The sequence below is a fragment of the Pseudomonas fluorescens genome, assembly GCF_902497625.1.
In the GTDB taxonomy this organism is placed as follows: Bacteria; Pseudomonadota; Gammaproteobacteria; order Pseudomonadales; family Pseudomonadaceae; genus Aquipseudomonas; species Aquipseudomonas fluorescens_BQ.
On the sequence record NZ_CABVGX010000059.1, the window covers coordinates 1 to 17,339 of the forward strand.

The 17,339-nt window shown below is 57.6% G+C and carries 18 protein-coding genes and 2 pseudogenes; 10 read left to right on the forward strand and 10 right to left on the reverse strand.

Annotated elements, in window-relative coordinates; translation table 11 throughout:
- Positions 1 to 207 precede the first annotated feature (207 nt).
- Entirely contained in the window at positions 208 to 585 is a 378-nt protein-coding gene (locus tag F8N12_RS24820; RefSeq protein ID WP_150580744.1) for a hypothetical protein, read from the reverse strand.
- A 200-nt stretch (positions 586 to 785) separates the two neighbouring features.
- Here F8N12_RS24820 and F8N12_RS24825 point away from each other — a divergent pair, with 200 nt between their 5' ends.
- From F8N12_RS24825 to def, 3 genes are all read left to right on the forward strand, one after another.
- On the forward strand, positions 786 to 977 hold the full coding sequence (locus F8N12_RS24825; RefSeq protein ID WP_150580743.1) for a CsbD family protein: 192 nt from the start codon (positions 786 to 788) through the stop codon (positions 975 to 977).
- 172 nt (positions 978 to 1,149) lie between these two features.
- Entirely contained in the window at positions 1,150 to 2,109 is a 960-nt protein-coding gene (locus F8N12_RS24830; RefSeq protein ID WP_150582738.1) for a YihY/virulence factor BrkB family protein, read from the forward strand.
- Positions 2,106 to 2,645 carry a peptide deformylase gene (gene def, locus F8N12_RS24835; RefSeq protein WP_150582739.1) on the forward strand — a complete coding sequence of 180 codons (540 nt, stop codon included), beginning with the start codon at positions 2,106 to 2,108 and terminating at the stop codon, positions 2,643 to 2,645. Before F8N12_RS24830 ends, def begins: the two co-directional genes overlap by 4 nt.
- Positions 2,646 to 2,678: 33 nt before the next feature.
- On the opposite strand, the gene F8N12_RS24840 is transcribed toward def, so the two are convergent.
- The gene (locus tag F8N12_RS24840) at positions 2,679 to 3,095 is read right to left on the reverse strand and encodes a GNAT family N-acetyltransferase (protein ID WP_150582740.1); all 417 of its coding nucleotides are present in this window, start codon (positions 3,093 to 3,095) and stop codon (positions 2,679 to 2,681) included.
- A gap of 840 nt (positions 3,096 to 3,935) precedes the next feature.
- Here F8N12_RS24840 and F8N12_RS28345 point away from each other — a divergent pair.
- A pseudogene (locus tag F8N12_RS28345) lies at positions 3,936 to 4,607 on the forward strand (PAS domain-containing protein); the annotation flags it as partial.
- 120 nt (positions 4,608 to 4,727) lie between these two features.
- Positions 4,728 to 5,150: pseudogene (locus F8N12_RS28350) on the forward strand (methyl-accepting chemotaxis protein); the annotation flags it as partial.
- A 371-nt stretch (positions 5,151 to 5,521) separates the two neighbouring features.
- Here F8N12_RS28350 and F8N12_RS24850 read toward each other — a convergent pair.
- The 3 genes from F8N12_RS24850 to F8N12_RS24860 form a co-directional block, all read right to left on the reverse strand.
- Positions 5,522 to 6,070 carry a hypothetical protein gene (locus tag F8N12_RS24850; RefSeq protein WP_150582742.1) on the reverse strand — a complete coding sequence of 183 codons (549 nt, stop codon included), beginning with the start codon at positions 6,068 to 6,070 and terminating at the stop codon, positions 5,522 to 5,524.
- Between the two features lie 171 nt (positions 6,071 to 6,241).
- A complete protein-coding gene (locus F8N12_RS24855) occupies positions 6,242 to 6,874 on the reverse strand; it encodes a glutathione S-transferase family protein (protein ID WP_150582743.1) in 633 nt (210 codons plus the stop codon).
- A 63-nt stretch (positions 6,875 to 6,937) separates the two neighbouring features.
- The gene (locus F8N12_RS24860; RefSeq protein WP_150582744.1) at positions 6,938 to 7,369 is read right to left on the reverse strand and encodes a PACE efflux transporter; all 432 of its coding nucleotides are present in this window, start codon (positions 7,367 to 7,369) and stop codon (positions 6,938 to 6,940) included.
- Between the two features lie 118 nt (positions 7,370 to 7,487).
- Here F8N12_RS24860 and F8N12_RS24865 point away from each other — a divergent pair, with 118 nt between their 5' ends.
- Positions 7,488 to 8,363, forward strand: a complete 876-nt coding sequence (locus F8N12_RS24865; protein ID WP_150582745.1) for a LysR family transcriptional regulator — start codon at positions 7,488 to 7,490, stop codon at positions 8,361 to 8,363.
- A gap of 42 nt (positions 8,364 to 8,405) precedes the next feature.
- Here the strand turns inward: F8N12_RS24865 and F8N12_RS24870 are convergent, their stop codons facing one another.
- Positions 8,406 to 9,437: a LacI family DNA-binding transcriptional regulator gene (locus F8N12_RS24870; protein ID WP_150582746.1), complete on the reverse strand. Its 1,032-nt coding sequence runs from the start codon at positions 9,435 to 9,437 to the stop codon at positions 8,406 to 8,408.
- A 217-nt stretch (positions 9,438 to 9,654) separates the two neighbouring features.
- Here F8N12_RS24870 and F8N12_RS24875 point away from each other — a divergent pair, with 217 nt between their 5' ends.
- Both F8N12_RS24875 and F8N12_RS24880 read left to right on the forward strand, forming a co-directional pair.
- Positions 9,655 to 10,185: a gluconokinase gene (locus tag F8N12_RS24875; protein WP_150582747.1), complete on the forward strand. Its 531-nt coding sequence runs from the start codon at positions 9,655 to 9,657 to the stop codon at positions 10,183 to 10,185.
- A 103-nt stretch (positions 10,186 to 10,288) separates the two neighbouring features.
- On the forward strand, positions 10,289 to 11,641 hold the full coding sequence (locus tag F8N12_RS24880) for a GntP family permease (protein WP_150582748.1): 1,353 nt from the start codon (positions 10,289 to 10,291) through the stop codon (positions 11,639 to 11,641).
- Between the two features lie 104 nt (positions 11,642 to 11,745).
- Here the strand turns inward: F8N12_RS24880 and alaC are convergent, their stop codons facing one another.
- Positions 11,746 to 12,963: an alanine transaminase gene (alaC, locus tag F8N12_RS24885; RefSeq protein WP_150582749.1), complete on the reverse strand. Its 1,218-nt coding sequence runs from the start codon at positions 12,961 to 12,963 to the stop codon at positions 11,746 to 11,748.
- A gap of 137 nt (positions 12,964 to 13,100) precedes the next feature.
- Between alaC and F8N12_RS24890 the strand changes: the two genes are divergently transcribed.
- Both F8N12_RS24890 and F8N12_RS24895 read left to right on the forward strand, forming a co-directional pair.
- Positions 13,101 to 13,763, forward strand: a complete 663-nt coding sequence (locus F8N12_RS24890; protein ID WP_150582750.1) for a LysE family translocator — start codon at positions 13,101 to 13,103, stop codon at positions 13,761 to 13,763.
- 65 nt (positions 13,764 to 13,828) lie between these two features.
- The gene (locus tag F8N12_RS24895) at positions 13,829 to 14,314 is read left to right on the forward strand and encodes a GyrI-like domain-containing protein (protein ID WP_150582751.1); all 486 of its coding nucleotides are present in this window, start codon (positions 13,829 to 13,831) and stop codon (positions 14,312 to 14,314) included.
- Here the strand turns inward: F8N12_RS24895 and F8N12_RS24900 are convergent.
- From F8N12_RS24900 to F8N12_RS24910, 3 genes are all read right to left on the reverse strand, one after another.
- Positions 14,311 to 14,919, reverse strand: a complete 609-nt coding sequence (locus F8N12_RS24900) for a hypothetical protein (protein WP_150582752.1) — start codon at positions 14,917 to 14,919, stop codon at positions 14,311 to 14,313. The two genes, F8N12_RS24895 and F8N12_RS24900, sit on opposite strands and share 4 nt — an antisense overlap.
- Positions 14,920 to 15,099: 180 nt before the next feature.
- Entirely contained in the window at positions 15,100 to 16,149 is a 1,050-nt protein-coding gene (locus tag F8N12_RS24905; protein WP_150582753.1) for an alkene reductase, read from the reverse strand.
- A gap of 21 nt (positions 16,150 to 16,170) precedes the next feature.
- On the reverse strand, positions 16,171 to 17,337 hold the full coding sequence (locus F8N12_RS24910; RefSeq protein ID WP_150582754.1) for an MFS transporter: 1,167 nt from the start codon (positions 17,335 to 17,337) through the stop codon (positions 16,171 to 16,173).
- Between the last annotated feature and the right edge of the window lie 2 nt (positions 17,338 to 17,339).

Consider the following 17,339-nt stretch of genomic DNA (forward strand, 5'->3'; position numbering starts at 1 on the left):
GAGGGGGCTTGCCCCCGTTGGGCTTCGCAGCAGCCCCATAACCAATAACCCTTAACCCACTTCCCCCAGGGATGTCGCGATCGCCATCTAACGACTGCTGCGCAGCCAAACGGGGCGGTGCGACGTTTCGCTAAACCCCCTCGCCACAAATAGTAGGCTAGCCACAGGCGGTATCCCTTACCGCAGGCCCGTCACACAGACAATGAATTACAACCGAAACTGCGCGAAATTGACGTTCGTCCCCGCCGGACGCATGTCTTGCAGATATGAATCCTTGTCTGCGCTCAGTTCCAGGCTCAGCGCAGCTTTGCGCTTACCCTCATTACGCACGACCAGACCTTCAAGCTTCTCGCGCAGGAACACCGTCGGCACCTTCAGGTGCAGCAGTTCGTCGGTATCCGGAGTATGCATCAGCAGGTGAATCCATTCGTACTGACCAATCGCCAGACGCGCTACCGGAAGGTCGAACCACCAAATATTGCGGTTGCGGTTCAATTCGGTGAAATGGCAGTTATTGACGCCAAGCACAGCACCGCCGAGCTCCTGGTTTCTGCGGGCAATGGCCTGCTTTTTATCGAGTTTCATAACATTCCTACAGTATTGGATCTTCAGCGCCAGAGGCCTGAATACATGGCGCATTCTCGGGGGTTGTCGCGCAAACATAAAGCCCCGACTGCGTTGGCCGATGAAAAGCGCTCGAAAAAAAAATGAAACTCCATGCAAGTCGGCCCGGTCAATCTTTGTGTAACCACTTACCTCGTTCAATTGTTCACAGGAGAAACACCATGAGCAGCACTGGCGATAAAGTAAAAGGCATGGCCAACGAAGCAGTCGGCAACGTCAAGCAAGGCGTCGGCAAGGCTACCGATAACGACAAAATGCGCGCCGAAGGTGTGGTCCAGGAAAAGAAAGGCGAAGCTCAGCAAGCGGTGGGCAACGCCAAAGACGCCGTCAAGAAAGGCGTCGACAAAGCGTAATTGTGGCTTTGTGCGCGACCGAAACGGCCATCTGCGGATGGCCGTTTTTGTGTCAGCCTGACGGGTATGAAACAAGCACAGTGTTTCAGAGTCGCCACTTAGGCTACTTTGATGTAAAAACGGCCCCTGAGTCGCCACGACTTCTACCGATTTGCGGCGAAAGGAGACGCTCATGATTTTCCCGGACATGAAAGGTATGCCCATCACCCGGGTGATGGTGCGCACCGTCAAAGAGTTTGTTAACGACGAGATGTCGACTTACGCGTCGGCGTTGGCGTATCAAATGCTGTTTTCCTTATTCCCCTTCATTTTGTTTCTGATCGCCCTGATCGGCTTCCTGCACCTGCCGGATTTCTTCTCGTGGTTGCGTCTGCAATCCGAGCTGGTGCTGCCGCCCCAGGCGCTGGAGCAGGTCAACCCGGTGATCGACCAACTGCAGCAGTCCAAGGGCGGTCTGTTGTCGGTCGGTATCGTCATCGCGCTGTGGACCGCTTCCGCCGGTGTCCGCTTGATGATGAGCGCGATGAACGCCGCCTACGATGTCGTTGAAGGTCGTCCGGCGTGGAAGCTTATTCCTCTGTCTATCGTCTACACCGTGGGTATTGCGGGCATGTTGCTGATCGCCGCTGCTCTGATGGTGCTGGGCCCGCAGGTAATGGGCTGGATCGCGGCTCAGGTCGGCATGGAAGAATTCATCGTCACGCTGTGGACCATCGCCCGCTGGCCAGTTGTAGTGATTCTTCTGATGGTCGCGGTGGCGCTGATTTACTACGTGATGCCAGACGTCAAACAGGATTTTCGTTTTATAACCCCAGGTTCAGTGTTAGCAGTCGTGGTATGGATCATGGCGTCGCTGGGTTTTGGTTTCTACGTCAAGGAATTCGCCAACTACAACGCCATGTACGGCAGTATCGGTGCGATCATCGTGCTCTTGCTGTATTTCTATATTTCTTCCGCGGTGTTGTTGCTCGGTGCGGAAATGAACGCGGTCATCGAACACATGTCATCCGAAGGCAAGGATCCGGGCGAGAAGGTCCCTGGAGAAGGCGCGGACACAGAAACCAAACAACACGTATCGGGACTGGGTCGGGATCACTCGATCAAGCCGAGCACTGACGAAGTCACCAAATGATCCGTGAAATCCTGAAAATGGGCGATGAACGCTTGCTGCGCATCGCTGCGCCAGTCCCCGTGGAAATGTTCGACAGCCCGGAGCTCTGGGAGCTGATCGATGACATGTTCCAGACCATGGAAAGTGTCGGCGGCGTTGGCCTTGCGGCGCCGCAGATTGGTGTCGATCTGCAGCTGGTTATCTTTGGTTTCGAGCACAGCGAACGCTATCCAGATGCCGAAGCCGTGCCGCAGACCATTTTGATCAATCCATTGATCACGCCGCTTAGCGCGGTGGTTGAAGAGGGTTTTGAAGGCTGCTTGTCGGTGCCGGGCCTGCGTGGCGCGGTGGATCGCTATCAGCAGATTCGCTATGAGGGTTTCAATCCAAAAGGTGAGCCAATCGAGCGCATTGCCGAGGGGTTTCATGCCCGAGTGGTGCAGCATGAATGCGACCATTTGATTGGCCGGTTATACCCATCGAGGATTACCGATTTCAGCAAGTTCGGTTTTACCGAGGTGTTGTTTCCGGACCTTGACCCTGACTCTGATGAGTGAAGGCCGCTGCTGCCATAGTCTGCGTTCAACGCATCAAACTCGCGGCGTTAAGCCCATGGCAATCATCGGTTTGCTGCGCGCATAGCGGCTCAACCGTTCGACCATCGCATACGGCATGGTTGGATCGACGTTGAAGCCGCAGTCCTCATAAAACCCGCGCAAATCCGGATGGCAGTACAACCACACCGGTTCTTCAACATCGTGCACCGCTTGCCCGATCAGCGCCGCCGCGATGCCCTGCCCACGGCACGCGGGATCCACGAACAACCCCGTCAGCCAATGCCCGCCCGCCACGGGGCGTAAACACAACGCGCCGACAATCTCATCGCGCCTGGCTACCCAGAGTCGAGCTTCGCGCACGGCTTTCATTGGCGATTGGTGGGCACGGTAAAACTTGTTCATCAACGGCCATAGCGGCTCCGCGAGCAAGGTGTACTGAGTGTCGGGCATGGGTTTGATCTGTGGCTGCGCAAAATCGGGCGATTATAAAAGAACGCGTGCGCAAGGATAGGTGTATACCTGAATTCACATCCCGTATGAGTGGAGTAAGTATCATGGCCAAAGGCATGGATTCAAAAAAAGCGGCAAAGAAAAAACCGGCAAAAACGGCCGATGAAAAACGCGCGGACAAGAAGGCCAAGAAGGTGGATGTGTTCGGTCATTGATCCAGCGGTAATGGAGCCCGGTTCCTGGGCTCCAGTTTGACCTCCCCGCATGACCCCGGCAGCGTTTGAACGCCCTCGCCAATTCCCGGCCAACACTGCACCGCTTTTTGTGCCAGCCGAAGCTTCATGGTGATTAAACGGAATAGTCCTGAATAGTGGCCGACTCGTAGCCTTGATTACTTTCGCCTCCTGTCTATGCTGTCGTTACTCACATGTCGGTCAAAATGTTTTGCCCGGCTTGGAGTGCGCAAACAGTGCACCTGAAAAAAAACGGAGCGGTCCGGTAAAGGGAATTATTCAAGCATGCATCAGGGTTGGCCCGGTCCCGGGCTATCAAGAGAAGGATGTCTTGATACGAGCGTTGCACCATGGACACTCCGTTTGAACATCATTGATCACCTGACCTGTCCCAGCCGTGGAGAGGGGCGTGTGCCTGTTTCTTAGAACGTTGTGGTGGATCCGTTGAAAGACCAAAGAACTTTCATCAAATCAAAAAACCGCGCTCAGGGTGATTACGACCATGTTTAACTTGCATCACAAGGCAGATCTCCTGGAGATCGAACGCATTAGTTGCGCGCTGGCCGAGGCCAACGCGAAACTCGCGGCTGTCAGCCGTTCGATGGCGATGATTGAGTTCACGCCAGAAGGCATCGTGCTCGATGCCAACGAAAACTTTTGTGCCGCCATGGGTTACAGCGCCGAAGAAGTGCGCGGCAAACACCACCGGATGTTTTGCGAAGAAGCGTTCCACCGTAGCGACGCGTACGCCAAACTCTGGCATGACCTGGCGCGGGGCGAACCGATCAGTGGGACGTTTTTGCGGCTTGATAAAAGCGGCAGGGAAATCTGGCTCGAAGCGAGTTACATGCCGGTGTTCGGTCCCGATCGGCAAGTAAGCAGCGTCATCAAAGTGGCCACGGATATTTCCGCGAGAGTCTGCAAGCAACACGAAGAGGAAAGCATGCTTGCGGCCATCGGTCGTTCCATGGCGGTTATCGAATTTACTCCCGATGGTCATGTGATCACGGCCAACGACAACTTTCTGAAGACCACTCATTACTCACTCAGCGAAGTCACCGGTCAGCACCACAGCCTGTTTTGTCCTCGCGCCGAAGCTGATGCTTCAGATTACAAAGCGTTCTGGGCTTCGCTCAATCGTGGCGAATACCACTCGCACCGTTTCGAACGCAAAGACAAAATGGGGCGGACGATTTATCTGGAGGCTTCGTACAATCCGTTGTTCGACGCCAAAGGGCGTTTATACAAAGTGGTGAAGTTTGCCAGTGACATCACTGAACAAGTCACCACCTTGCAATCCGCCGCCGAGTCTGAGCACAGCACCTCGGTGCAAAACGACGCCTGTGCGCAGAAGGGCTCGCAGGTGGTGCAGCAAACCGTGCAAATTATTCAGGACATTTCGAAGGATTTGAATGAGGCGGCGCAGAGCATTGATGCGGTCAGCAAACAGTCCGACATCATCGGCACCATCGTCCAGACCATTCGCGGCATCGCTGATCAAACCAACTTGCTGGCGCTCAATGCGGCCATCGAGGCGGCGCGTGCCGGTGAGCATGGACGAGGATTTGCCGTGGTGGCGGATGAGGTTCGCAGCCTTGCGGCGCGTACCAGTCAGGCGACCCTGGAGATTGTCGATGTGGTGCGCAAAAATCACGATTTGTCGTTGAGTGCGGTGTCAAGCATGCAGTCGAGTCTGAGTCGAACCGGCCTTGGCGTGGAGTTGGCGAACGAGGCGGGCGAGGTGATTCTGGAAATCCAGCAAGGCTCGCGGCATGTCGTGGATGCAATCAGCCAGTTCAACTCTACCCTGCAGCTAAATTGACCCGGCCAAACACCGATACCGCAGCAGCTGGCGCAGCCTGCGTCCGCCAACGCAACCCCTCCTGTAGCAGCTGGCGCAGCCTGCGTCCAGCCAACGCAAATCCTCCTGTAGCAGCTGGCGCAGCCTGCGTCCAGCCAATGCAAACCCCCCTGTAGCAGCTGGCGCAGCCTGCGTCCAGCCAACGCAAATCCCCTGTAGCAGCTGGCGCAGCCTGCGTCCAAGGCAACGCAGCTCCCGTGTGAAACTGCCGCAGCCGAAGCAGCCGACGCAGGCTGCGCCAGCTGCTACAGGGGGGAACGCATGTAGTTACAGGGGGGAACGCATGAAGTTACAGGGGGGAACGCAGGTAGTTACAGGGGGAACGCAGGTAGTTACAGTGTCGCCACGACGGTGCTGTCGTCTTCAGCCGCTGCGTTTTCTTTCTCGGCTTGGGCCATTTCAGCCTTGTCTTGCATGCGCTCGGCCATTTCTTTTGCCACGGCCTGCTGTTGCTCCGGTGGCATCTGCGCGACCTCCTCTTTCGTCAGCCCCATTTCCTGCAGGATTGCGTCCTGAATCCGCTCTTGCGGCGTCTTGTTCATATAGGCCTGAAACTCATTCGTCGCGCCGCCACCATGCAGGCGATTGAGCACATCAGCCGGCAATTGGGCGTACACCAGCTGCAAGCCAACGCGCGTCTTGGCAAACGCTTCATCTACGTTGTCGCTGATTCTGCTCGCCTTACTGGCCTGCTGCGTGGACGTTTGGGTCGCTGATTCCTGGACCTTCGCACTGGCTTGGGCGGTCTGCGCCTGCACATTGTTTTGCAGGGTTTGCGCCATCGCACCCTGCAATCCGGCAGCGGCATCGGCGACGGGATCTTCGCCCGGCTTCTTGAGGCGGGGCGCCATGAGCAATTGCGTATTAGCACTGACCAACATGATAAGTAGACCTTGTGGTTTTTGTGGTGCAGTGCTTAGAGCAAATAGTATGCCTATATAGAAATTATATTATCTATCAATAACTTAGCTAGAATGGCACAGTCTGTCGCACGCCCGATCCGGTCAGCTTTTGCCTCACCCCGGCAATGTCCGACCGCAAGCGCTCCGCTATCACGGCACGCCGTTGCAGCCATATTTGAGGAACCCGGGGCGTTGCGCCAGGCGCTGGAAATACTCGTCAATGGCCGGGAATTCCGGACGCTCCATAGGCGTCATCAGCCACCGGTTGACCGACAGCCCGATGAGGATGTCTGCCAACGTAAACCGTGGACCGGCCACATAAGCCCCGGTTGCCGCGAGCTGTTTTTCGAGTATCGCCATTTTCTGATTCCAGTCGCGCAAGCCGCTGGCGATGCGGTGCGGGTCCTGACATTCCGGGTCTTTACGTACCAGCGCCGTGAACGCGTAGCCCCACGAACGGTTGAGTTCTGCGGTCTGCCAGTCCATCCACTGTTCCACTTGGGCGCGCGCCGCCGGCTCGTGCGGGAGCAACTCAACGTTGCGGTGTTTGCCGACCAGATAGCGGCAGATGGTGTTGGATTCCCATAGCACGCCGGCGTCATCGATGATCACGGGCACCTGGGCGTTGGGGTTGAGTTTGAGAAATTCAGGGCTGTGGGTCGAAGCAAATCCGCTGCCCCAATCCTCGCGTTCGTAGGAAACGCCGAGCTCTTCGCAGGTCCACAGGACTTTTCTGACGTTGATGGACGACGCTTTACCCAGAATTTTCAGTGCATGTTCCATGGAGCTACTCCTTTAGCGATTGAATGCTTCGGGAATCTGACAGGCTGTCGGCCCGCGTGCAACTCAGGCAGCGTCAGGCAGGGCGGAGGCCGGCAAACCAAACGTACGGTCAAACAACCAGTTGAACGCAAACGTGTAGCAAGGGATGAAGATGATCAGCGCCAGGTCCAGCAGAAAAGCTTGCACGAGGCTGATGTTCATCCACCAGGCGATCAACGGGATGAGAAACACAATCAAGGTTAGTTGAAAACCTACTGCATGAGCGATGCGCCGCTTGACGGTACGGGTGCGCGAGGGCTGACGGCTTTCCCAGCGCTCGAACATCGTTGTGTAAATAAAATTCCAGGTGACGGCGATGGTGGTGATGATCACTGCCAAGGGCCCGGTGCTGCCGGGCGAAGTACCAGACAGCAGCGCTAGACCGATTGCAGAGAAGGTCATGCCAATCACTTCATAGAGAGACACATAGACGAGTTTGCGTTTGACGCCTTGCATGGAGAATTGCCTTTTCTTGCGAGTTGAAGCCAGCAGGGCTGGCGAATAGGTCGCAAGATAGCTTCAATGGAGCTGACAGAAAAAGTCAGAAGCTTTCAGTTTACTTGACAGGAAGAGCATGAATTTCAGCAGCGACAGCATCGAGTTGTTTCTCGCCGTGATTGAGCGTGGCTCGTTTTCGGCAGCAGCCCGGGCCTTGGGCAAGGTGCCTTCGGCGGTGAGCATGGGCATCGCCAATCTAGAGGCCGAACTCGGTTATCCACTCTTCGATCGAAGCCATCGCGAGCCGGTACCCACAGCGATGGCAAGTGCGCTGGTTCCGCACGCGCGGCTGATTTCAGGGCAGCTCAAACAGCTGCAAGTGCATGCGATCGAATTATCATTGGGCCTGGAGAGCACGTTGTCGATTGGCGTGGTCGCCGACATCGACAACATTCGAATGATGGCTGCGATCAAGGTCATTGCGCAGCGTTATCCGCTGCTCGACATTGAAATGCTGACGGCGCCACAAGATGACGTGTTGGCCATGCTGCATGAGAGGCGCGTCAGCGTGTGCCTGGCGTTCGCCGGGTTGAGCGTCAATGTGCTGGAGCGCTTTCAATTTGTCGGCACGGAACGATTCATCGCCACACTGGCGGCGGATCATCCGCTGTTGCAGGGGCAGGATCTGTTTCTGGAAGATTTGGTGCATGAGCGCCAGATCATCGTCGCCAGCCGAGATTTGCCAATCAGCGAAACCCGCCCCGTGCTGGCCGAGTCCTGTTGGCGTACCGATACGCTGACAATGGCCGTGGAGATGGTCGAAGCAGGTTTGGGTTGGGGTAATTTTCCGCTGTCGGTGGTGCAACCGTTGCTCGACTCAGGGAGGCTCAAGTCCTTGAGTTTTCGCAACGTCGAAAATGGTCTGCTGCTACCGGTCCACGCGGTGTGGCTCAAGAATCAGCCGTTGCAGAAAGGCGCGTCGGCGTTTGTGGAGCTCATGTCCGGCACATGACCTGTGGCGAGAGGGCAAGCCCCCTCGTCACAAAAGCCAGGTTTATGTGCTTTCGCGCACCTTCAGTTCGAATCCCATGTCCTGCACCGGACGGGCCACAGTGTTGCCGGCCATCAGCGTCAACAGCTGCTCCGCGGCACGCCGGCCAATGGCTTCGCGTGGCGTGTTGATGCTGCTCAGGCGCGGGACCATGTGCGCAGAGGCCGGCAAATCGTTGAAACCGAGAATCGACACTCGCTCAGGGATCCTGATGCCGCAACGCATCGCTTCGAGCAGCGCGCCCTGGGCCAGGTCATCGTTGCCGAAGAAAATCGCATCAACATCCGGGTGACTGGTCATCAATTGCACAAACAGCTCGCCGCCAAGGCCGACGGAGGAGGCGCGCGGGGTCAGCACTTCCAGATCGGGATCATACCGCCCGGCCTTCTGCAGTGCCTTGCGAAAACCTTCGCCGCGCAGCAGGGTGCGTTGATCAAGCTGCGCACCGATGTACGCCAGGCGCCTGCGACCGCGTGAAAGCAGATGCTCGGCCGCCGTTTCACCCGCCGCCAGTTGCGAAAAGCCCACGCAATTGAGCCCTGCGGCGCTGTCGAGCTCCATCATATAGACGCAGGGCATGTTGCTCGCCTCGATCATGCGCCGCGAGCTTTCCGTACGGTCAAACCCGGTCAAGAGCAAGCCGCGCGGTTGATAGGCCATGTAGTTGCGCAGCAGGTTTTCTTCTTCGTCACGGGAATAGTGGAAGTTGCCGATCAGCACTTCAAAGCCCTTGGGCCGCAAAACCTGATGAATGGCTTCCAGTGTGTCGATGAACAGCAAGTTGGACAGCGACGGCACCAATACCACCACCGAATGGCTCTGGGCCGAAGCCAGCGCTCGGGCGGCGGGGTTGACCACATAATTGAGGTCAAGCGCGGCTTTTTGCACTTTTTCCACCAGTTCGGTGGCCACGGTGCTGACGCCGCGCAGGGCGCGAGACGCGGTGATCGGACTGACGCCGGCCAGGCGCGCTACTTCATTGAGGGTAGGGCGGCCGGTGGTGCGTGTATTTTTATCGTTTTTAGGGGGGGTCATCGGGCGGCTTGCCAAACAAAATTCAAGGCACTAAGGTAGCGCTGTCCCGAAGCAGCTGCAAATGCGTGAGCGAGTTTTGCCTGAAGCTCGCTTTTTGGTATTGGGAACAAACGTGCTGCAACCCACAAAAAAATCACAAGAAGGCGTCGGCAACTTCTGCTTTTGCTCATGTTCTATAACTTGCAAAGGTAGCGCTGTCTGCGCGCTGAGGTGTTACATGAATCATCCCATCACCGCTCTGGTCATCATGGGCGTTGCCGGTTGCGGCAAGACATGCGTCAGCGAGGCCTTGTGCCAGCTCAGCGGCGCAACTGCCATCGAAGGCGATACGTTTCACCCTGCCGCCAATATCGAAAAGATGAGCGCCGGCATTCCCCTGAACGACGATGACCGTGCTGGCTGGCTCGACAGCCTGTGCGATGAACTGCGCCGCGTCGATGCGCAAGGTGCGCGCCCGGTGCTGACTTGCTCGGCGCTCAAACTGATTTATCGCGAACGTTTGCGCAGCGCCTTGCCAGGCCTGGGCTTCGTTTTCCTCGAACTGACGCCTGAAGTCGCCGCAGACCGTGTCTCCCACCGGCCTGGCCATTTCATGCCGTCGACCCTGATCGACAGCCAGTTCGCCACGCTGGAATCGCCCGTTGGCGAGCCGCTGACGCTAGCCCTCGATGCGTCCACGCACAGCGTCGACGAACTGGCCGTGCAGGCTCACCGCTGGTGGCTGGAAAATGGCCTGCGTGCGGTATGAGTCGTGCTGCAAAAGATAGCGCTGTCCAGGCGCTTCGCGAAGCTTTCCGTATGACCTGCGCAATAGCCGCTTTAATAACAACAACAACCAGGAGACACCCCTAATGTTCGGCATGTCCCACGAGACGTTCCTGCTGCTCGATGCAGTGGTCACGGTGATCGGACTCATCGTCCTGATCACCAAGTTCAAGTTTCACCCCTTCATTGCCCTGATCATCGCCGCCGCTTTCCTCGGGTTGACCTCCGGCATGCCGATCGGCACCGTTATCAAGGCGTTCCAGGACGGCTTTGGTGGAGTGCTCGGTTTTGTCGGGATCATCCTCGCACTGGGCACCATGCTCGGCAAAATGATGGCTGAATCGGGCGGCGCGGATCAGATTGCACAGACGCTGATTCGCGCGTTCGGCAAGGACAAAGTGCAGTGGGCGATGATGTTCGCGGCCTTTCTGGTCGGCATTCCGCTGTTCTTCGAAATCGGCTTCGTACTGCTTATTCCGCTGGTGTTCATTGTCGCGCGGCGCACCGGTGTATCGATCATCAAGATCGGTATCCCGTTGCTCGCCGGTCTCTCTGCCGTGCACGGTCTGGTCCCTCCGCACCCGGGCCCGTTGCTGGCCATCGGCGTGTTCGGTGCCGACATCGGCAAAACCATTTTGTACGGCCTGATCGTCGCGCTGCCAACGGCTATTATCGCCGGCCCGATCTACGGCACGTTCATCGCCAAGTACATCCCCGGGCACCCTAATCAGGAACTGGTGGATCAACTGGCGCGCGAACCGGACTCGGCCGATCTGCCCAGCTTCAGCATCACCCTGATCACCGTGTTGCTGCCGGTGTTCCTGATGCTGCTCAAGACCTTTGCCGACGTGGTGCTGCCGGAAGGCAACCTGGCGCGCTCCTTCATGGACCTGGTCGGTCACCCGATCTCGGCGTTGTTGCTGGCATTGTTGCTGTCGCTGTACACCTTTGGCCACAAACAGGGTATGGGCTCGAACAAGATTCTGAAGTTGCTCGACGCCAGCCTTGCACCGACCGCCGCGATCATCCTGATCATCGGTGCCGGTGGCGGCTTCAAGCAGATGCTGGTCACCAGCGGCGTGGGCGACGTGATCGGTCACATGGCGGTGAATGCGCAGATTTCGCCGATACTGCTGGCGTGGCTGGTGGCGGCGGTGATCCGTATCGCGACCGGTTCGGCCACTGTGGCGACCATTACCGGTGCGGGCATCGTAGTGCCGGTGGTGGGAATGATTCCGGGCGTCAACCGTGAGCTGCTGGTGCTCGCCACCGGTGCCGGTTCGCTGATCCTCTCGCACGTCAACGACGCCGGTTTCTGGCTGGTGAAGCAATACTTCAACATGACTGTGGCAGAGACGTTCAAGACCTGGACGGCGATGGAAACCATCCTGTCCATCGTGGCGCTGGGCTTTATTCTGCTGTTGTCGATGTTCGTCTGACCGCTTCGCAAGACCCAAAAAAACCGCAGCGATGCGGTTTTTTTGTGTGCGCAGAAACGTCTGTGGCAGCTACGTAGCTCCTGCAGTGCAAGGCGCAAGGCCTTTCAGATGTTAGATTTGCCCACCAACCCATCCGCTCGAAACATCCCGCGAATGCCGCGTACGGCCTGACGAATCCGGTCATGGTTCTCGATCAGGGCGAAGCGCACATGATCGTCCCCATACTCACCGAATCCCACCCCCGGCGAGACACAGACCTTGGCCTCGGCCAGCAGCTTTTTAGCGAACTCAAGCGAACCCATGTGCGCGTACGCCTCGGGAATCTTCGCCCAGACGTACATCGAGGCTTTCGGGTTTTCCACCCTCCAGCCCAGTTCGTGCAGGCCTTTGACCAGCACGTTGCGCCGTTGCCGATACTGCTCGGCAATATCCTTGACGCATTGCTGATCGCCTTCCAGTGCGGCAATTGCCGCGACTTGCAGCGGCGTGAACGTGCCGTAGTCATGGTAACTCTTGATCCGCGCCAGAGCGTTGACCAGTTCCGGATTACCGACCATGAAACCGATGCGCCAACCCGCCATGTTGTAGCTCTTGGACAGGGTGAAAAACTCCACAGCGATGTCCTTCGCGCCCGGCACCTGCATGATCGACGGAGCTTTCCAGCCGTCGTAAACGATGTCGGCGTAGGCCAGGTCGTGCACCACCAGCACGTCATATTGCTTGGCGAGGGCGATCACCCGCTCGAAGAAATCCAGCTCCACACACTGCGCGGTAGGATTGGAGGGGAAGCCGAGAATCATCATTTTCGGTTTCGGGATCGACCCGCGAATCGCACGCTCGAGCTCGTCAAAAAAATCCACTCCGGGAATCAGCGGCACCGAGCGGACCTGGGCGCCGGCAATCACGGCACCGTAGATGTGAATCGGATAACTGGGGTTCGGCACCAGCACGGTGTCGCCCTGGTCGAGCGTCGCCAGCATAAGGTGCGCGAGTCCTTCCTTGGAACCGATGGTGACAATAGCTTCGTTTTCCGGGTCGATGTCGACCTCGTAACGCTGCTTGTACCAGTTGGAGATCGCCCGGCGCAGGCGCGGGATACCCTTGGACGTGGAGTAACCGTGGGTGTCTTCACGTTGGGCAACTTGTACAAGTTTCTCGACAATGTGCGGCGGGGTAGGGCCGTCGGGATTGCCCATGCTCAGGTCGATGATGTCCTCGCCACGACGTCGCGCGGCCATCTTCAGCTCGGCGGTGATGTTGAAAACGTAAGGGGGGAGTCGATCTATGCGCGCAAAGCGGCGCGGCGAACCTTGTTCGGCCATTGTTGCCTCGGATAACGTAAGCGCCCGGAACCGTCCGAGCGACGCCGGCCACTGCGGTGGCCTGTGGCGGAATGTAAGGGCAGCTGTGGCAGACTGTCCAGCCTCTGTTAAAAAATTTGTCCGAAGGAAGGGCGTTGATGGAATTTACCAGTGGCTTCTTGCTGAGCCTTTCGTTGTGCCTGGACATTGGCGTGGCCAATATCGCGATGATCACATTGGCGATGCAGCGCGGTTATTTCCAAGGCTTCGCGCTGGGCTTGGGAACGTGTGTCGGCGATTTGATCTATGCGGTGTTGGCGCTGGCCGGCATGACCGTGTTGCTGCAATACGAGACCGTACGCTGGGTGTTATGGATCGGCGGTTCGACTTTGCTGATGTACTTTGCCGCGAAGATGATTTATTCGGCAATCCATCATCAGGCGGTATTGGCGCAGAGCGTTGAAGCAGGGCACAACTCGCATCGCAAGGAGTTTTTTCGCGGGATCTTTCTGGCCATGTCTTCTCCCAGCGCGATTCTGTGGTTTGCAGCCGTCGGAGGCACATTGATCGCGCGCTCGGGTGGCGGCGGCACGCTCAGTTCGGTGCTGTTTCTGAGTGGATTCCTGTGTGCAGGGGTGCTCTGGTGCGTCGGGTTGTGTTTCGCCGCAAGTCACGGTGGCAAGTTGCTGGGCGACAAATTGCTGCGCTATTCGTACATGGCGTCGGCCGCGATCTTCTGCTATTTCGCAGTGTACGTGATCCTTTCTGGCTACAACGAGTTCATCGGTTCAAGTTCCGCCGCGCAGATCCACGGTTTTTAGCCCGGGCTGATCGGGTATGGCTTCTATACTGCCGGCCGAACCCATTTCTGTTGAGGAGACGCGTCATGGATGAGCATAAGCATAAAGAACCGCGCTTGGAAAACGGCCATCTTCTGCTCATCGCGGGATTCGGTGGGCGGTTTACCGCAGAGACCACCCGGGATATTCCCGAGCTGTGGGAGAAATTCATTCCCGAGATCGGCAACATTCCCGGGCAGAAAAGCGAAGTAACCTACGGCGTCTGCTGCAATCCGGATGGCCAGGGCGGTTTTGAATATATCGCTGGCGTAGAAATCGACAAGCTCGACGATCTGCCGGGAAAATTTCGCTGGGTTGAAGTGCAACCCCGGCAGTACGCGGTATTCGAGCATAAAGGCTCGCTGCAAAGCTTGCCGGAGACGTTTCAGTACATCTGGAAGACCTGGCTACCGCAGTCTGGTCACGAAGCCGCAGACGCCCCGGAATTTGAGCGTTACAGCGAGGATTTCAACCCAAAGCTCAACACCGGCGTGCTGGAAATCTGGCTGCCGCTCAAGACCGGTGAAGCTTAGTAGTCCCCACCGAGACTGATCACAATGCCGTAGTGATAGGGCTTGGTCGACACCGTACGAGTGATTCGCGAGGTACATTGCAGGGGCTTTGTACCGATGGTTTTGATCTTGTGTTCGCGCAGAGGAATGGTAGTTGGGTCAAAGGAGGATGCTGAGTGCTCCTTTCTTACCCAAAGTCTTGTAAGGAACTCGAATGCATAATTCTCGCTTTGATAAGTGAAGTTGTATTTTGCCTGGGTAGAAGTTCTGCCTTTGGCAAAGTGAGGGATGTCTTCCCGAAGCACGAACAGTAAATAGTCCCAAGGCTCTATGGTGTACTTTTCATTCTGTCCGTCGGTGTCCCAACTGGCCGAAGAAAGCCTGAATTTCTCTGATGTACCGTTGTAAATGTAGATCATTACATGGCTGTGCGAACTGACGCGTTGAACATTGTTCCAGACGCCAGGTTCTTCTTCTTTCGCCTCTTTCAGCGTCTCCCGGAATTCGCTTTCCAGTGAACCATGGGCCCCATTGTGGTCTTCGTAGCTGGAGAATGGTCTGCCGTTTTCATGATAATTTTCGGAAGAGCCCAAGTAGGAAGTGTCATCAATGTCATAGTTGTTCATATCAATTCCTTTGATTATTTGCATTATCCGTAGTTGTTTGTACAGCGGGAAGAGTATCTATTTGCTCATTGTCGATGAATAGCGAATGTGTTTTGCGGGATGTGAAAATTTAGCGGTCTGGCACTTCTTAAACAAAAAACCCCGAATCATTCGATGCGGGGTTTTGTTGTGTCGGCGAAATTACATTACCGGATAATCAATGTAACCGACCGGACCTTTTGCATAGAACAACTCAGGACGTGGCTCGTTTAGCGGAGCATCGGCCTTCAGTCGCGCCGGCAAGTCAGGGTTGGCGATGAAGGGTACACCGAAGGCCACTGCATCGGCTTTGCCGCTGGCCAGCCAAGCGTTGGCGCTGTCCTTGGTGAAACGCTCGTTGGCGATGTACGGGCCGCCGAACGCTTCCTTCAATTGTGGGCCGAGGCTGTCGGCGCCTTCTTTCTCGCGCGAGCAGATGAAGGCGATGCCACGCTTGCCCAGTTCGCGTGCGACGTAGGTGAAGGTTTCGGCGAGATTGGCATCGCCCATGTCGTGGGAGTCGGCGCGCGGAGCCAGGTGCACGCCAACACGGCCAGCGCCCCAGACGTCGATCGCTGCGTCCGTCACTTCGAGCAACAGGCGCGCACGGTTTTCCAGGGAGCCGCCGTACTGGTCGGTGCGCTGGTTGGTGCTGCTTTGCAGGAACTGGTCGAGCAGGTAACCGTTGGCACCGTGGATTTCCACGCCGTCAAAACCGGCCGCCTTGGCGTTCTCGGCACCGGTGCGGTAAGCGTCGATGATGTCGGCGATTTCAGCGGTTTCCAGTGCACGTGGCGTCGGGTAGTCGGCCAGAGGACGAACCAGGCTGACGTGACCTTTTGGCTGAATGGCGCTCGGGGCGACCGGTGCTTCACCGTTCAGGTACGAGCCGTGGGAGATACGGCCGACGTGCCACAGTTGCAGGAAAATCTTGCCGCCTGCGCCGTGGATTGCCTTGGTCACATTGGCCCAGCCACGCACCTGGTCGTTGGACCATATCCCCGGGGTGTCCGGGTAGCCAACGCCCATCGGCGTAACCGAGGTGGCTTCGCTGAGGATCAGGCCGGCGGAAGCGCGCTGAACGTAATATTCAGCCATCAGTGCGTTCGGCACACGGCCTTCGTCAGCGCGGCAACGGGTCAACGGGGCCATGATGATGCGGTTGGCCAGTTCAACGTCGCCGAGTTTGATAGGGTCAAAAATTGTCGTCATGAAGGTTCTCTCTTGTGAAGATCAGTGAGTCGCAGTGGCCAGTTCGGGCGTGCCGCCCTGGCGGAAAGTAATCAGCGTGACGAGCAAGGCGAGCACCGCCAGGGCGGCTGCCGCGAGGGGCACGCTGGTCAGGCCGAAACCGTGGGCGATGACGCTGCCGCCAACCCAGGCGCCGAGGGCATTACCGACGTTGAACGCGCCGATGTTCAGGGTCGACACTAGGTTCGGTGCTGCCTTGCCGTAGGTCACGACGTTGATTTGCAGCGCCGGCACCGCAGCGAACGACGCGGTCGCCCAGAGGAACAGGGTGATCTCGGTCGGGATCAGCGCGACGCTGGTCCAGGTCAGAGCAGTGGAGACCACGGCCATCGAGATGAAGACGCCGATCAACGTTGCCGACAGACGTTTGTCCGCCAGTTTGCCGCCGATGATGTTGCCGACCGTCAGGCCCAGGCCGATCAGCAGCAGGGTCCAGGTCACGCCGCTTGGCGAAACACCGGTGACATCGCCGAGTAGCGGGGCGACGTAAGTAAACAGGGTGAACATCGAGGCCGAGAACAATGCCGTCATGCTCAATGAAAGCCAGATACCGGCGCCTTTAAGCGCGCGCAGTTCGGCGCGCATGTCGAGTTTTTCTTCGTCGCGCCTGGCTGGCAGGAAGCGGATCAGGCCGATCAGGGCGATCACGCCGATGACGGTCACGGCCCAGAAGGTCGAGCGCCATCCCGCCTGTTGACCCAGCGCGGTGCCCAGTGGCACGCCTAGAACGTTGGCCAACGTCAGACCGGTGAACATCAACGCCACGGCAGACGCGCGTTTGTTGGCCGGCACCAGGCCTGCCGCCACCACCGAACCGATGCCGAAGAAGGCGCCGTGGCACAAGGCCGTCACTACCCGGGCAAACATCAGCACGTTGTAATCACTGGCCACCGCGCAGAGCAGATTGCCGATGATGAAGATCACCATCAACGCTACCAATGCGGCCTTGCGCGGCAGTTTGGCGGTGGCCAGTGCCATGAACGGGGCGCCGATGGCCACGCCCAGCGCATAACCGGTCACCAGCCAGCCGGCGCCGGGAATCGACACACCGAGATCGGCCGCCACTTCGGGCAACAGGCCCATGATGACGAACTCGGTGGTGCCGATGGCGAAGGCGCTCAGGGCCAGAATAAGTAGCGAGAGGGGCATTG

Excerpts from the sequence above, each read along its gene's own strand:
- F8N12_RS24820 (WP_150580744.1), bottom strand. The coding sequence starts at position 585 with ATGAAACTCGATAAAAAGCAGGCCATTGCCCGCAGAAACCAGGAGCTC.
- F8N12_RS24825 (WP_150580743.1), top strand. The coding sequence starts at position 786 with ATGAGCAGCACTGGCGATAAAGTAAAAGGCATGGCCAACGAAGCAGTC.
- F8N12_RS24830 (WP_150582738.1), top strand. The coding sequence starts at position 1,150 with ATGATTTTCCCGGACATGAAAGGTATGCCCATCACCCGGGTGATGGTG.
- def (WP_150582739.1), top strand. The coding sequence starts at position 2,106 with ATGATCCGTGAAATCCTGAAAATGGGCGATGAACGCTTGCTGCGCATC.
- F8N12_RS24840 (WP_150582740.1), bottom strand. The coding sequence starts at position 3,095 with ATGCCCGACACTCAGTACACCTTGCTCGCGGAGCCGCTATGGCCGTTG.
- F8N12_RS24850 (WP_150582742.1), bottom strand. The coding sequence starts at position 6,070 with ATGTTGGTCAGTGCTAATACGCAATTGCTCATGGCGCCCCGCCTCAAG.
- F8N12_RS24855 (WP_150582743.1), bottom strand. The coding sequence starts at position 6,874 with ATGGAACATGCACTGAAAATTCTGGGTAAAGCGTCGTCCATCAACGTC.
- F8N12_RS24860 (WP_150582744.1), bottom strand. The coding sequence starts at position 7,369 with ATGCAAGGCGTCAAACGCAAACTCGTCTATGTGTCTCTCTATGAAGTG.
- F8N12_RS24865 (WP_150582745.1), top strand. The coding sequence starts at position 7,488 with ATGAATTTCAGCAGCGACAGCATCGAGTTGTTTCTCGCCGTGATTGAG.
- F8N12_RS24870 (WP_150582746.1), bottom strand. The coding sequence starts at position 9,437 with ATGACCCCCCCTAAAAACGATAAAAATACACGCACCACCGGCCGCCCT.
- F8N12_RS24875 (WP_150582747.1), top strand. The coding sequence starts at position 9,655 with ATGAATCATCCCATCACCGCTCTGGTCATCATGGGCGTTGCCGGTTGC.
- F8N12_RS24880 (WP_150582748.1), top strand. The coding sequence starts at position 10,289 with ATGTTCGGCATGTCCCACGAGACGTTCCTGCTGCTCGATGCAGTGGTC.
- alaC (WP_150582749.1), bottom strand. The coding sequence starts at position 12,963 with ATGGCCGAACAAGGTTCGCCGCGCCGCTTTGCGCGCATAGATCGACTC.
- F8N12_RS24890 (WP_150582750.1), top strand. The coding sequence starts at position 13,101 with ATGGAATTTACCAGTGGCTTCTTGCTGAGCCTTTCGTTGTGCCTGGAC.
- F8N12_RS24895 (WP_150582751.1), top strand. The coding sequence starts at position 13,829 with ATGGATGAGCATAAGCATAAAGAACCGCGCTTGGAAAACGGCCATCTT.
- F8N12_RS24900 (WP_150582752.1), bottom strand. The coding sequence starts at position 14,919 with ATGAACAACTATGACATTGATGACACTTCCTACTTGGGCTCTTCCGAA.
- F8N12_RS24905 (WP_150582753.1), bottom strand. The coding sequence starts at position 16,149 with ATGACGACAATTTTTGACCCTATCAAACTCGGCGACGTTGAACTGGCC.
- F8N12_RS24910 (WP_150582754.1), bottom strand. The coding sequence starts at position 17,337 with ATGCCCCTCTCGCTACTTATTCTGGCCCTGAGCGCCTTCGCCATCGGC.